Annotated in this window: 9 protein-coding genes; 5 read left to right on the forward strand and 4 right to left on the reverse strand. The window is 66.6% G+C overall.

Annotated elements, in window-relative coordinates:
• Window positions 1–12 precede the first annotated feature (12 nt).
• From AVME950_RS10800 to AVME950_RS10810, 3 genes are all read right to left on the reverse strand, one after another.
• Window positions 13–1,833 carry a RecQ family ATP-dependent DNA helicase gene (locus AVME950_RS10800; RefSeq protein WP_284429827.1) on the reverse strand — a complete coding sequence of 607 codons (1,821 nt, stop codon included), beginning with the start codon at window positions 1,831–1,833 and terminating at the stop codon, window positions 13–15.
• A 100-nt stretch (window positions 1,834–1,933) separates the two neighbouring features.
• Window positions 1,934–4,078 (reverse strand): TonB-dependent siderophore receptor, encoded by a 2,145-nt coding sequence (locus tag AVME950_RS10805; RefSeq protein ID WP_372588162.1) that lies wholly within the window; start codon window positions 4,076–4,078, stop codon window positions 1,934–1,936.
• 563 nt (window positions 4,079–4,641) lie between these two features.
• Entirely contained in the window at window positions 4,642–6,342 is a 1,701-nt protein-coding gene (locus AVME950_RS10810) for a sensor domain-containing diguanylate cyclase (RefSeq protein ID WP_284429828.1), read from the reverse strand.
• A 72-nt stretch (window positions 6,343–6,414) separates the two neighbouring features.
• Here AVME950_RS10810 and AVME950_RS10815 point away from each other — a divergent pair, with 72 nt between their 5' ends.
• The 5 genes from AVME950_RS10815 (at window position 6,415) to AVME950_RS10835 (ending at window position 13,451) form a co-directional block, all read left to right on the forward strand.
• Window positions 6,415–7,257, forward strand: a complete 843-nt coding sequence (locus tag AVME950_RS10815; protein ID WP_284429829.1) for a plasmid replication/partition related protein — start codon at window positions 6,415–6,417, stop codon at window positions 7,255–7,257.
• 131 nt (window positions 7,258–7,388) lie between these two features.
• Window positions 7,389–10,865, forward strand: a complete 3,477-nt coding sequence (locus AVME950_RS10820) for a response regulator (RefSeq protein WP_284429830.1) — start codon at window positions 7,389–7,391, stop codon at window positions 10,863–10,865.
• The gene (locus AVME950_RS10825) at window positions 10,862–11,716 is read left to right on the forward strand and encodes a CheR family methyltransferase (RefSeq protein ID WP_284429831.1); all 855 of its coding nucleotides are present in this window, start codon (window positions 10,862–10,864) and stop codon (window positions 11,714–11,716) included. Before AVME950_RS10820 ends, AVME950_RS10825 begins: the two co-directional genes overlap by 4 nt.
• Window positions 11,713–12,300, forward strand: coding sequence for a chemotaxis protein CheB (locus tag AVME950_RS10830; RefSeq protein ID WP_284405024.1), 588 nt, complete (start codon window positions 11,713–11,715; stop codon window positions 12,298–12,300). Before AVME950_RS10825 ends, AVME950_RS10830 begins: the two co-directional genes overlap by 4 nt.
• A 26-nt stretch (window positions 12,301–12,326) precedes the next feature.
• Window positions 12,327–13,451, forward strand: coding sequence for a hybrid sensor histidine kinase/response regulator (locus AVME950_RS10835; RefSeq protein WP_284429832.1), 1,125 nt, complete (start codon window positions 12,327–12,329; stop codon window positions 13,449–13,451).
• Window positions 13,452–13,591: 140 nt separating this feature from the next.
• Here AVME950_RS10835 and AVME950_RS10840 read toward each other — a convergent pair whose 3' ends face one another.
• Window positions 13,592–13,984: a response regulator gene (locus tag AVME950_RS10840; RefSeq protein WP_502869391.1), complete on the reverse strand. Its 393-nt coding sequence runs from the start codon at window positions 13,982–13,984 to the stop codon at window positions 13,592–13,594.
• Window positions 13,985–14,055 lie beyond the last annotated feature (71 nt).

Raw genomic sequence — 14,055 nt, forward strand, 5'->3', positions numbered from 1 at the left:
TGTGGGCCCGGCTCAAGACAGCGGTTTGGCCCGGGTGCCCCGGGGAACAAACCGCTGCACGAAGTCCGGCTGAAAACAGCGTTGGGTCCCGTCGGCAAAATCCACCGTGACGGAAATCGGGTCGATGGCCGCCACGGTGCCCTGGCCATACCGTTTGACGCGAACGGTTGCCCCCAGTTCGAGCGCCTGGGCATCATGACGGGCTTGGGCTGCCGATGCGATGACCGGTTCTCCCATTTCGCCCAGGTCGCTCGCCCCCAGTTTCCGCACCGTGTCGGCAGCCCGTTCGACCAAAGCCTGTCGGGCCAGCTCGGCCATGCGAATGCAGTTGTCGCAGGTGCCACAACGCTGCGGTTCGTTCGATGGATCGAAATACTCGAGCAGCACCTGCCAACGGCAGCGACCCGTCTGCGCATAGAACACCATGCGCTCCAGCGCCTGCTGGTCTTGCTCCCGCTTGTCGGCATAGGCCTGCAGAAGCGCACGCACCGACGCGGGCTCCAGTTCCGTCTTGCGCAGGGTGAGTGCGCCGCTGCGTGCTTTCGAGACCATCTTGTGCCGCTGCAGCAGGCCCAGCCCCACCTGGAGCTTGCTGCGGGGCCGGTCCAGGCGCGCCTGCAGGCTGTCGAGCGTCCAGAAGCCCGGGTCTTGCGGCGCGGGATCGCGCAATGCCTGATACAGCGCGTCGATGTCGTCCGCGCTGGGGTAGCGGCCTGCCAGAAAGAACTGCTGAACCGCTTTGTCCTTGCGGAGAAACAGCAGCGTGCAGTCTGCTGGATCGCCATCGCGCCCCGCACGCCCTGATTCCTGGTAGTACGCATCGAGGCCGCCCGGCATCTGGTAGTGCACGACAAAGCGCACATCCTGCTTGTCGATGCCCAGTCCGAACGCATTGGTGGCGACCATCACGCGGGCCTTTCCGTTCATGAACGCATCCTGGGCTTCACTGCGCTCTGCGGCTGGCATGCGCCCGTGGTAGAGGCCGGCCGCCACATCCGCAGCGCGCAGTGCTGCATGAACCTCCTGCGCTGCTTTCACCGTGGCGGCATAGACCAGCCCGGAACCCTCGGCCGCTTTCACGATATCGATGAGGCGGGCCCGTTTGTCGGCTTCGTTGGCCAGCGCCTCGGCGCGGTAGCGGAGGTTCGGCCGGTAGGTCCCCGTGTCGACGACGCCCGCCGCAGGAATGCCCAGTTGCTTGCGAATGTCCGCCGCCACCGGCCCGGCCGCCGTAGCGGTCAGCGCCAGCACGGTCGGGCGGCCCAGCCGTGCCACCGCACCGGCGATTTCGAGAAAGGCCGGCCGAAAATCATGGCCCCATTGGGAGATGCAGTGGGCTTCGTCCACCGCGAGCAGGCCGATCGGTCCGCTGGAAGCGACCAGGGCCAGAAATTCTGCATCGGCGAGCCGCTCCGGGGTGGTCAGCACGATGCGTGCGCTACCGTCGGCAATGGCTTGCTCTGCCTCGCGCGTTTCCTGCGGTGTGAGTCCGCTGTGCAACTGCACGGCAGGAACACCCCGCTCGCGCAGCGAGTCGCACTGGTCCCGCATGAGCGCGATGAGCGGTGACACCACCACCGTCCTGCCTTCAATCATCAGGGCAGGCAATTGGTAGCAAAGCGACTTGCCCGCCCCGGTCGGCATCACAGCCAACGTGTTTTCGGACTGCAGCACTCGGTCGATCACCTCGCGCTGGCCCGCCCGCAATGCGCGCAAACCGAACGTCTTCTTCAGCACCGACTGGATTCGGGCCGCTGACGGCGTGCGGGGTGCTCGCGGCTGGCGGGCACGTTTGGGAGAGGCGGGTGTGGGCTGTGGCGGGGTGACAGGCATAGGCTGCCATGCTGGCGGGGGCCGCATCTCCCCCGCGTCAGACGTTGCTCACGCCGAATGTCATCCGCTGTCTCTGCCCTCCACCCCTCTGCCCGGTGCGTCAGAAGCGTGCCTGCACGCCCAGCGTCACCGCGCGCGCCGTGCCCGGTGCAACCCAGAGGCGGCTGTACGAACTGGTGTAGTACGTGGTGTCGAAAACATTGTCCACGTCCAGGGTCAGCCGCACGGCCGGGGTGATGCGCCAGTAGGCGACCAGTTTGGCTGTGCGGTAGCTGGGCAGATCGAAGGCCGCCGATCCCGCATTGGCCTCGGCCTGGGTACGGGCCTGGCCCAGGCGGCGGCCGACGTGCGTGACGCCGCCCCCGATGCCATAGCGTTGCCCATTGTCGAAGGCGTTCTCGTACACCGCCAGCACGCTGCCATTGACCTTGGGCACGTTGAGCAGCCGGCCCCCGACCTCCAGGGTGTTGTCACGGGTGATTTCCACGTCGTTCAGAACCAGGCTGGCATTGACCCGCCAGCGGGCCGTCACCTGGCCTGCGAAATCCAGCTCCAGGCCCCGGCTGCGCACTTCGCCTGCGGCCACGGAATAGCTCGAATTGAGCGGGTCGGAGGTCAGTACATTGCGTTTGCGGATGTCGAACAGGGCGGCCGTGGCACCCATGCGCTGGTCGGCGCTCTCCCACTTTGCGCCGACTTCCAGGGAACGCCCGGTTTCCGGATCGAAGGGCTGCGAAGCACTGTCGGACCCCACGTTCGGGCGGAACGAGCGCCCCGCGTTTGCGTACACCGTCCATTGCGAGGATGGCAGCCAGCTCAGGCCAACGCGCGGCGAGGTGGATGAAGGCTCCTGGCGGACCGTGGTGCCATTGCGCCGGTTTTCCAGCGACTGCCGGTACTGGTCCACGCGTACCCCGCCCACCAGGCGCCACGTCGGCGACAGCTTGATGGCATCCTGAAAATAAAGCGCGGTGTTGCGCTGGCGCTCCAGGGTGTCCGTGTTGGGCAATGGCGTGGGCTGGGACTGTCCATAGACAGGGGCCTGGATGTCGATCGCATAGGGCGAGGCCGCCGTGGGGTTGGCGCGCAGCATCAGCGTGTCCAGGTGGAACTTGAAGCTTTCCACGCCGAACAGCAGCTCGTGTTCCATGCCGCCGGCCTTGACGTTCCCCTGCAGTTCGGCCTGCAATGCGATGTCGTCCGAGGCGAAGTCCCGAAAGCGGCGCTGGCGGGTGAGCAAGCCGCTGGACTGCAGTGCGCTGGCTTCGGTGGAGAAGCCCTGGATGGAGGTCTCGCGGTACGACAAGCCCAAGCGGCTGCGCCATTGCGGGCTCCATTCGTGCGACAGGATGAACTGATGGGTCTGGTTCTCCACCGTCACATCGCCATCGCCCGGCTCGCCCAGGAATCGGCTGCGCGGGATGGTGCCCAACCGATTGCCCACGGCCACGACGCCTCGGTCCAAAGGCGTGGCATGGCGCAGAAACTCCCCGGCGTATTCCAGCGACGTGTCGCGGCTCAGCTTCCAGGTGAATGCCGGGGCGACCACGCGCCGTTCGGAACTCACATGGTCGCGGAAGCTGTCGCGGTCCTCCGCTGCCACGTTGAGGCGATAGGCGAAGTTCTCGCCGATGGGCCCGGTGCTGTCGAATGCGCCCCGCTTGAGGCCTTGGCTGCCCACGGAGCCCTCGACGGCATTGGCTGCTTTCCACAAGGGCCGCTTGCTGACGATGTTCAGGGTGCCGCCGGGTTCGCTGCTGCCATAAAGCGCTGCTGCGGGGCCTTTGAGAAATTCGATGCGCTCCACGCCGGCCAGATCGCGCGGCGCGTTGAAGCCCCGGTTGGAAGAAAAGCCGTTCATCAACGTGGCCATGCCGGTGTTTTCATTGCCAGGCAGGCCACGGATGGCCACGTTGTCCCACAGCCCGCCGAAATTGTTCTGGCGGGACACACCCCCCACGTAATCGAGCACGTCATCGAGCCGCGTGGCGCCCAGGTCATCGATGGCCTGGCGGGTGACGATCCGCACCGATTGCGGCAGCTCCCGCAATGGCAGGTCGGTCTTGGCGCCCGCGGCTTCTTCGGCATGGTAGGCCCCGGACTCGGTTCGTCCGACGATCTCGACAGTGGACAGCTGGGGCGCACTGTCGGCGGTTTGCGCCATGGCAGAGCCGCACGACAGGGCCGCCATGGCGAGCGTGAGGGGAAAGGGGGCGCGAGCGCCCCGGCAGGCAATAAGGAACATGAACGTACGGAAGAAAAATCGCCGGCCACGATTCAGGGCGGCCGGATGGCATGCACGGACCCGCCCGCGGCGGCAAAGCCGCCACGGCGAGAGAGAGAAGATCCAACTGGGATGCGGCCGCCTTGCGGTGCGGCATGCATCAGGCGATGGGAAGAGGGGGATCGCGCGATGCAAAAGGCCAGCGGCCAGGTGCCGGCACGAAGGCAAATGCCGCTGTGGGCTGTGGGCATTTGGGGCCGGCGCCTGCCTGCGGCACCGGCAGTCCGATGCCGCCTGACAATGCGGCGGGCTGCGCGAATGCCAGGCAACCGGCACAGGGGCCGTGCTCCAACGCGTGTGCCGGCTTCGCCGGCTGGGGCGCATCGTTTTGCTCCGCGCTGGCGGTCTCCGGGCCCGTGCCCATGGCGGCTTGCAGATGCTCCGCCTCGTGCAAGGGCAGCCCGATGCACGTGTGCAGGAACACGGCAAGCAGGAGCAGGCGAAGGAGGGCGCGGCGATGGTTCATGGCGAGGGCGCCGAATCATAGCGGCGTCTTTGCCGCTTTCCCGCCGAGGCAAAAGGGGTCAGGCGCTTTCGGTCGCCACCACCACCTGGTTGCGCCCTTGCTGCTTGGCTTGGTAGAGCGCCTGGTCGGCACGCTGGACGATGTCGGTTTCGTTGGTGTCCTTCAGGCTGCAAAAACTCATGCCCAGGCTCACGGTCAACTGGCCGACGGCCGGGAACTGGCTCTGGCTCACCGCGAAGCGGATCTTTTCAGCCACCACACGGCCCTCCTGCCGGTCCTGCGGCTCCGGCAGCAGCACCACGAATTCCTCGCCGCCGTAGCGCGCCACGAAATCGGTGATTCGCACACTGCCCGAGATCACCTGGGCCAATTGCTGGAGCACCGCGTCGCCGGCCTGGTGGCCATGGTGGTCGTTGACATGCTTGAAATGGTCGGCGTCGATGACCAGCAGCGCGAAGGTCCGGCCCGTGCGCTGAAAGAGCTGCACGTACTCGCGCAGCTTTTCATCGAACCTGCGGCGGTTGTAGAGCCCGGTGAGCGCGTCGTGAATGGCCAGGTTCTCCAGTTCCTGGTTGGCGCGGTGCAACGCCAGCGTGCGTTCCGCCACCTGGGCTTCCAGGGACGTGTTCAACTGGGACAGTTCGCGCTCCCGCTCGAGCAGGGACGCCGTCATCGACTGGAAGGAGTGGTTGAGCTGCGTGATCTCCGATGCGTGTTCGTCGCCCGGATAGATCGGCGTTCCAGCGCGGTTTTCGATCATGCGGGCGGCGCGGGCCAACTGCTCGATGGGCCGGCTGATGCGCGCTGCCAGCCGGTAGGCCACCAGGGCGCAGGCCAGGGCCGTGAGCAGGCCGAGCAGAATCAGTTGCTGGCGCAGCGCCTTCACCGGGGCCAGTGCATTGTCCAGCGGCTGGCGCAGAACGATGCGCCAGCCCAGATCGGTGTGCGCCACGGTTGGCAGCTCCACCATGCTGGTGAGGTACTCTGCGCCATCGCTCCATTGCAGGCGTTCCGACTGCGCCTGCGGAGAAGCGCCGGCAGGCAGATTCAACAGTCCGACATGCTGGAACGGGTAAAGAATGTGCCCGGCCCTGTCCGCGATCAGCACCTCCGCACCGTGCTGGCCGACCCGGTTCACCACGATGGACTCTACCGTCTCGGTCACCCAGGACCAGTGGGCGTGGGCACCCAGCACCCCCCGCAACTGGCCCTGCTCGTCCAGGATGGGGGCCGCGAAGTCGATGAAGCGCAGCGGCTGGTCCGGGTTGCGGTTGGGCAACTGCTTGGCGAGCAGCACGGCCTCGTGCACGTCGCCCACGAACAGCCCGGAGCGGGCGGACTGGAACCAAGGCCGGTGCTCGACCTGGGCACCGACCAGCACGCCATCAGTGGCTTGCGTGACCCGTCCGCTCGCGTCGGTGACGCCGATCCAGGCGTATTCGTTGTGGGTGGTCTTGCGCAGGTCCAACGCCTGCCGCATCTCCTGAGCGGAAAGGTCGCCGCGGGTGAAGAGCGCCAACTGGCGCAGGAGGTCGATTTCCTGGGCCCGCTCGCGCAGGTTGGTCGCCAGCAGGTCGGCGGCCGATCGGGCACTGGTGTGCAGCAGTTCACCGCCGAACCGGGCCAGCTCCCCCGTGGCGATGTGGCCCACGTAGACCCCCACGCCCAGCAGGCTGGCAAGCGACAGCCCGCCGAACAGCAGGGTGAGCTGTCCCCTGAAGCTCTGGCGCGAGCCCTTGGCCTTGTCGGTGGTTTGCATAGCCTTTCGATTTTCTCCGGATCAGAAGGGGCTCTCTACAATGCCGGCCCTTTGGTCCTGGAAACCCCGCCCATGCATATCGTCGTCAACGAAGAACTCAAGGCCTATATCGACCCCCTGAGCCCCGAGGAGCACACGGCCCTGGAGCGCAGCCTGCTGGCGGAAGGGTGCCGCGATGCGCTGGTGCTGTGGGGCGATGTGCTGGTGGATGGCCATAACCGGTACGGTATCTGCCAAAAGCACGGGTTGCCGTTCCAGACGGTTCAAAATCAGAATTTCCGCTCCATGGAAGACGTGCACCTGTGGATGATCGACCAGCACCTGGGTCGGCGTAGCGTATCGGACTTCCAGCGCGGCGTGCTGGCCCTGCGCAAGCGGGAGATTCTGGCCGATCGCAACGTGCGTGCCGCCAATGGCGAGGCCCTTCGGGGGGCTTCCCCCGGCGAACCCGGGGAGGATGCACACCCCCCCGGTGCCGCCGCCCCGGCCCCGACTGCAGCCGATGCGCTGGCGCAGGAGGCATCGCCAGAGCCCCAGCCGCTGTCCAGTCGGGAGGCCATTGCCAAGGCCGCACGGCTGAGCAGCAGCCAGGTGGTGATGATCGAAAAAATACGCAAGCAGGCCGCGCCCGAGGTGGTGGCAGCGGTCAAGGCGGGCGCCCTCTCACTGAACGCAGCGGCGGCCGTGGCCACGCTGCCGCAGGACGAACAGCGTGCGGCAGCCATGGCGGGAGGTGACGAACTCAAGCAGGCGGCCAAGCGGGTGCGCGAGGCCAGGCGCAAGCCCCGGGACGAGGCCGATGTCCCATCGCCCGAGACCCTGCAGTCGTTGCGTGAACGCGTGGCCGAACTCACGGCCGAGAACGAGGAACTGCGCCGCCAGCTGGCGGCCTGGCAGGCACAGCCGGGCGCCTAGCGTCAGGGCGGGGGGCGCACGGGCGGTTTTAGACGCCGCGCCCCATTTTTTCGAAGGTATCCGCACCTTGTGTGCGGGTGTTACTGCCATGCCATTGGGCTCTATGATTTGGGCCCACTCCGATCCGCGCCATGACATCTAACGCCCCTTCCTCCCAGATCCAGCGAGGCATGCCGATCCGGCTGTTCGCTGGCTTCATGTTGGCCGCGTTGGCCACGACCATCATCGCCCTGTTCACCTACCAGTCGCAGCAGGAGCGGGCCGAAGCGGTGACTCGCATCAATGCGGCCGTGGAATCGCTCACGCAGATGCAGACCGTCCTGTCCATCACGAAAGATGCGGAAACCGGTCAGCGCGGCTATCTGCTCACGGGCGAAACCCGCTACCTGCAGCCCTACACGGCAGCGCAGGCCGCGCTCAAGCCCGAGATGGGACGGCTGCGCACCCTGGTGCAGGCATCGCCCGAGCAGGTGCAGCGCTTCGAGCATCTGCAGGCCCTGGTGGCGCAGAAGATGACGGAACTCGACGAAACCGTGAACATGCGGCGCGCAGGCAATGCGGAGGGTGCGGCAGACGTGGTGCGCACGGACAAGGGCCGTGCAACCATGGACGCGATCCGCAACATCCTTCGGGAAATGCTGAACGCTGAGCGCCAGGAACTGGATACCCGGCGCGGCGAATGGGATGCCGCGGCGACCTTCGGCGCGTATTTCACCTGGGTCAGTTCGTTCGTGCTGCTGCTGCTGATCCTGATGTCCGCTGTCCTCGCCCGAAGCGATCACCGCGCCAAAGCCCAGGAGGACTGGATCAAGGGCGGCCTGGTGGGGCTGGGCAACCGGCTGCAGGGCGATCACCGCCTGAGCGATCTGGGCCCGATCGTGATGGACTACCTGGCAGACTGGCTGGGCGCGCGGGTGGGCGCGGCGTATGTGGCCGAAGGCGGCGGCGTGTTTCAGCGGTTCGGCAGCTATGCACTGGCCGATCCCCAGGCCGGTGCCCGTGTCTTGAGCGGCCAGGGCCTATTGGGGCAGGCCGCCGATTCCCGCCAGCTGATGCATGTGACGGACGTGCCGACGAACTACCTGCCGATCTCCTCTGGGGTGGGGCACGCCACGCCGGCCGAGATCGTGCTGGTGCCGGCCGTGCACAACGGTGTCGTGCATGCGGTGATCGAATTCGGATTCTTCCGTACGCTGCGCGACGCCGATCTGCAGTTGCTCACCCGCGCGTCGGAATTGCTCGCCACCTCCATCCGCTCGGCCATCGACCGGACCCGGCTCGAAGCCCTGCTGGAAGAAACCCAGCGCCAGGCCGAAGAACTGCAGGCACAGCAGGAGGAATTGCGCGTGAGCAACGAAGAGCTCGAGCAGCAGAGCCGGGTGCTGCAGGAGTCCCAAGCCCAGATGGAAGCGCAGCAGACCGAGCTGGAGCAGAGCAACGCCCAGCTGGAAGAGCAGACGCAGCAGCTGGAGTACCAGAAGCAGCAGTTGCTGCGCGCGCAGGATGCCCTGTCGCAAAAGGCCAACGACCTGGAGCAGGCCAGTCAGTACAAGAGCGAGTTCCTGGCCAACATGAGCCATGAGTTGCGCACGCCGCTGAACTCCAGCCTCATCCTGGCCAAGCTGCTGGCCGACAACAAGTCCGGCAACCTGACGGGCGAGCAGGTCAAATATGCCCAGACCATCCATGGTGCGGGCAACGACCTGCTGTCCCTCATCAACGACATCCTCGACCTGTCCAAGATCGAAGCGGGGCAGGCCACCATCTCCATCGAACCGATGGACGTGGCCCGTGCGGTGAACGCGTTGGTGGACCCGCTGCGGCCCATCGCGCACGACAAGGGGCTGGCCCTGCATTGCACGGTGGAGCCGGGCGCCCCGGCCACCTTGCAGACCGACGTGCAGCGCTTCGGCCAGGTGCTGAAGAACCTGCTGTCCAACGCCCTGAAGTTCACCGAGCAGGGCGAGGTTTCGCTGCGCGTCTTCGGCAACGCCGACGGCACGGTGTCGTTCGCGGTCAGCGACACGGGCATCGGCATTCCAGAGCACCAGCAGGAACTGATCTTCGAGGCGTTCCGGCAGGCTGATGGCAGCACGCACCGCCGGTATGGCGGCACAGGCCTCGGACTGTCCATTTCCCGTGACTTGGCGCAATTGCTCGGCGGCAGCATCGCCGTGCGAAGCACGCCGGGACAAGGCAGCGTGTTCACCCTGGTGCTGCCCCTCGTGGCGCCGCTGAATGCACCGCAGGACGCGGCGCGGCCCACCGCGCAGGCGTCTCCGGCCTCCACGGTTCCCGCGCCGGCCAGCCGCCCGTCCGTGCCGCAGGCGGACGGCTTGCCCGTCGTGCTGCCACCGCCCGCCCCGGTGCGGCGCCCGGCAAATGCCGTAGCGGACGACCGGGACCAACTGGCGCCGGGCCGCCGCACCATCTTGGTGGTCGAGGACGACGTGCGTTTCGCGCGCATCCTGCTGGACCTGTCGCGGGAGATGGGTTTTCAGTCCGTGATCACCCACACCGGTGGCGAAGGCCTGGCCGCAGCGCTTGAATACATGCCCAGCGCGGTCGTGCTGGACATGAACCTGCCGGACATTTCCGGCCTGGCGGTACTCGACCAGCTCAAGCGCAATCCGGTGACGCGGCACATTCCGGTGCATGTCGTCTCCGTGGCCGATTACGCCCAGGAGGCCATGGGCCGGGGGGCCATCGGCTACGCTCTCAAGCCCGTCAAGCGCGAAGAACTCGTGCAGGCCCTGGAGCGCATGGAGGCCAAGTTCACCCAGGCCATGCGCCGCGTGCTGGTGGTGGAGGACGACGAGCGCCAGCGCGAAAGCATGCACCACCTGCTGGCCAATGGCGATGTGGAGATCGTCGGTGCCGAGACGGCGCAGCGCGCGCTCGAACTGTTGCGCACGAGCACGTTCGACTGCATGGTGATGGACCTGAACCTGCCCGATCTGAGTGGTTACGAGCTGCTGGAGAAGATGGCCGGCCAGGAAGAGGTGGCGTTCCCGCCCGTCATCGTCTACACCGGCCGCTCGCTGTCGCGCGACGAAGAGCAGCGCCTGCGGCGCTACTCCAAGTCCATCATCATCAAGGACGCGCGCTCGCCCGAGCGGCTGCTGGACGAGGTCACGCTGTTCCTTCACCAGGTGGAGTCCAAACTGCCCGCGGACCGCCAGCAGATGCTGCAGATGGCCCGCGACCGGGAGTCCACCTTCGAGGGGCGCAACATCCTGGTGGTCGAAGATGACGTGCGCAACATCTTCGCGCTGTCCAGCGTGCTCGAGCCCACCGGTGCCAAGGTGCAGATCGCGCGCAACGGCCGCGAGGCGCTGGAAGCCCTGCAGCGCGCGCAGTCCGGCGATGCGGCCACGGTCGATCTCGTTCTGATGGACATCATGATGCCGGAGATGGACGGCTTCACCGCCATGAGCGAGATTCGCAAACGCCCCGAATGGCGTCGCCTGCCCATCATCGCGCTCACCGCCAAGGCCATGAAGGACGACCAGGAAAAGTGCCTGGCCGCCGGTGCCAACGACTACATCGCCAAGCCGCTGGATGTCGAGAAACTGCTGTCGCTCGTGCGCGTGTGGATGCCCAAATGAGCGAAGACCCGGCGGCGCAGCAGCAGCGAAAGAAGACGTTCGACATCGAGCAGCACCTGCTGGTCGAGGCCATCTACCAGCGCTACCACTACGACTTTCGCGGGTATGCGCAGGCCTCGCTCAAGCGCCGCCTGCAGACCGCGCTCACGCGTTTCCATTGCCGGTCGGTGTCCCAGTTGCAGCACCTGGTGCTGCACGACCCGGAAGTGTTTCCCGCCATGCTGGAATACCTCACGGTGCAGGTGAGCGAGATGTTCCGCGACCCGACGTACTTTCGGGCGTTGCGCGAAACCGTGGTGCCGGTGCTGCGCACCTATCCGTCGCTCAAGATCTGGGTGGCGGGCTGCAGCACGGGCGAGGAGGTGTATTCGCTGGCCATCCTGCTGCGGGAGGAGGGACTGCTGGAGCGCACCCTGATCTATGCCACCGACATCAACGCCAACGCCCTGCAGAAGGCCGAGGCGGGCATCTACGCCATCGAGCGCGTACCGGCCTTCACGGAAAACCATGCCCGCTCGGGCGGGCGCACCTCGCTGTCGGAGCACTACACCGCCGCCTACGGGCGCGTGGTGCTCGACAAGAGCCTGCGCAAGCACATCGTGTTCTCGGACCACAGCCTCGCCACCGACAGCGTGTTCGCCGAAGTGCAACTGGTGTCCTGCCGCAACGTGCTGATCTATTTCGACCGCGAGCTGCAGGACCGCGCACTGGGCCTGTTCCGCGATGCGCTGTGCCGCAAGGGCTTTCTTGGGCTGGGGTCGAAGGAGTCGCTGCGCTTTTCGTCGCATGCGGGCGAGTTCGAAGAGCTCGTGCCGCAGGACCGCCTGTACCAGAAGAAGGGCGGGGCATGAGCGACCGCATCCGCCCGCAGGCGGTGGTGATCGGCGGCTCCGCGGGGAGCATCGAAGCGCTCTCGGTCCTGCTGCCGGCGCTGCCATCCGGCCTGCGGGCCGCGGTCTTCGTGGTGCTGCACCTGCCGCGCGAGCGGCCCAGCCTGCTGTGCGAAATCTTCCAGCCGAGCTGTGCCGTGCCTTTGCGCGAAGCCCAGGACAAGGAGCCGGTGGAGCCCGGGACCGTTTACTTCGCGCCGCCGGACTACCATCTGCTGATCGATGCCGGGCCTTCGCTGGCCCTGTCCGTGGACGATCCGGTGCATTTTTCGCGCCCGTCCATCGATGTGCTGTTCGAATCCGCGGCGGATGCGTATGGTGAGCGCTTGCTTGGCATCCTGCTGTCGGGCGCCAACAGCGACGGAGCGCAAGGGTTGGCAGCCGTGCAGGCCGCGGGGGGCACCACGGTCGTGCAGGACCCGGACAGCGCCCCCATGCCCTTCATGCCCGAAGCCGCGATGAGCGCCTGCACCCCCGGCCATGTCCTTTCCCCGCAGCGCATCGCTTCGCTGCTCGAGACCCTGTTCCATCGGAGAGCTTCTTGATACCCGCCCCCATCCCGCCGTCCCCCATGCGCACTGCCCCGGTGAAGTGCCTGATCGTCGACGACGTGGAGGAAAACCTGATCGCCCTGGAGGCCTTGCTGCAGCGCGATGACGTGCAGGTTCTCAAGGCAGCTTCGGGCTCCGAGGCGCTGGAGCTGCTCCTCGTGCACAACGACGTGGCCCTGGCGCTGCTGGACGTGCAGATGCCCGAGATGAACGGCTTCGAGCTGGCCGAGCTGATCCGCGGCAGCGAGCGCACCCGGCATGTGCCGCTCATCTTCATGACGGCGGGCTCACGCGACCAGAACTGGCAGTTCAAGGGCTACGAGACCGGTGCGGTCGACTTTCTCTACAAGCCCATCGATCCGCACGTGCTGGTGAACAAGGCCAACGTGTTCTTCGACCTGCAAAAGCAGAAGGTGGCCCTCGCGCGCGAACTGCAGGAACGCACCGAAGCCCTGCGGGTGAACGAGATGTTCATGGCCGTGCTGAGCCATGACCTGCGGGGGCCTTTGAGCGCCCTCCTGGCGAGCGCGCTGGTGCTTCAGCGGCCGCAGGAGCCCGACAAGGTGCAGGCCATCGCCGGCAAGATGCAGTCGAGCGCACAGCGCATGGGCCGAATGATCGAGGACCTGCTGGATGTGACGCGGGCGCGCCAGTCCGGCGGGCTGCCCGTGAAGACCGGGCCCGCCGACCTGGGCGAGCTGGTGCAGCGCCCGGTGCACGAGCTGCACGTCAGCCACCCCGACCGGACCATCGAGATCACGCAAAAGGGCAACCTGACGGGCCAGTGGGATGCCGAGCGCCTGTGCCAGGTGGCGGCCAACCTCCTGGGCAATGCCATTCACCACGGCGATGCGGCCGAGCCGGTGCAGGTGATGCTGGACGGCACGGCGCCCGACCGGGTGGAGTTCACCGTGCGCAATGCCGGCACGATTCCCCCGGCACTGGTGCCCCACCTGTTCGATCCGTTCCGGGGGCGGGAGCGCGAGCCGGGGCAACACCAGGGGCTGGGGCTGGGCCTCTACATCGTGCACCAGATCGTGCAGCGCCATGGCGGCCGCATCGACGTCTGCTCGCGCGAGGGCCACACGGCCTTCCATGTGCAATTGCCCCGCCAGCCGGCCGTGGCCCGTCCGGCAGCACGCTGATCTGCCCCACGGGCCGCACACGGCCTGGGCCTGCTTCAGCGAGCGTTGGGATCTATTGGCGTGGCCGCGGCGGCTGCGCTGCCAGAGGAACGAAAAAAAAGGGGCACGAAGTCCCCGTTCACTGTGGCGGTGCTCTGCGGTCAGGCGGGGTGATTGGAGTTGGATCCGCGCAATTGATCGCGAATCGAATCCATGAGCTCTTCCAGCTCTTCCAGCTCGAATGGCTTGAGCAGCGCACGCACATTGGGGCCCAGGGCATTCAGTCCGTGGCCGAACTGGTAGCCCGAGCACAGCACGATCCAGCGCTGCGGATTCTCCGCCACCAGTTGGCGGCACAGGTCGGTGCCCGACATGCCGGGCAGGCTGACGTCGGTAACGACCAGGTCGTAGGGGCCCTGCGCATCCAGCTTCAGCGCCTCCTCGGCGGTCGCGCACAGCGACACTTCACGGTCGTCCCCCTCCAGCAGCATGCCGATGGTTTCGCGGAGTTCCGCGTTGTCCTCTACGTAAAGGATGCGCAAGGGAGGGGTCATGCTGTAGTCGGTCCGGTCGAGCGGTCTGTGAAGGTCTCCGGCTGGCGGTCGCGCGTCAGTGGAAAACGGGG

Origin of the sequence: Acidovorax sp. SUPP950, assembly GCF_030158935.1 — a bacterium.
Lineage (GTDB): Bacteria > Pseudomonadota > Gammaproteobacteria > Burkholderiales > Burkholderiaceae_C > Paracidovorax.

Bases quoted from the DNA above. Each gene is read 5' to 3' on its own strand.
- AVME950_RS10825 (WP_284429831.1), top strand. From the start codon at position 10,862: ATGAGCGAAGACCCGGCGGCGCAGCAGCAGCGAAAGAAGACGTTCGAC.
- AVME950_RS10820 (WP_284429830.1), top strand. From the start codon at position 7,389: ATGACATCTAACGCCCCTTCCTCCCAGATCCAGCGAGGCATGCCGATC.
- AVME950_RS10840 (WP_502869391.1), bottom strand. From the start codon at position 13,984: ATGACCCCTCCCTTGCGCATCCTTTACGTAGAGGACAACGCGGAACTC.
- AVME950_RS10835 (WP_284429832.1), top strand. From the start codon at position 12,327: ATGCGCACTGCCCCGGTGAAGTGCCTGATCGTCGACGACGTGGAGGAA.
- AVME950_RS10805 (WP_372588162.1), bottom strand. From the start codon at position 4,078: ATGTTCCTTATTGCCTGCCGGGGCGCTCGCGCCCCCTTTCCCCTCACG.
- AVME950_RS10810 (WP_284429828.1), bottom strand. From the start codon at position 6,342: ATGCAAACCACCGACAAGGCCAAGGGCTCGCGCCAGAGCTTCAGGGGA.
- AVME950_RS10830 (WP_284405024.1), top strand. From the start codon at position 11,713: ATGAGCGACCGCATCCGCCCGCAGGCGGTGGTGATCGGCGGCTCCGCG.
- AVME950_RS10815 (WP_284429829.1), top strand. From the start codon at position 6,415: ATGCATATCGTCGTCAACGAAGAACTCAAGGCCTATATCGACCCCCTG.
- AVME950_RS10800 (WP_284429827.1), bottom strand. From the start codon at position 1,833: ATGCCTGTCACCCCGCCACAGCCCACACCCGCCTCTCCCAAACGTGCC.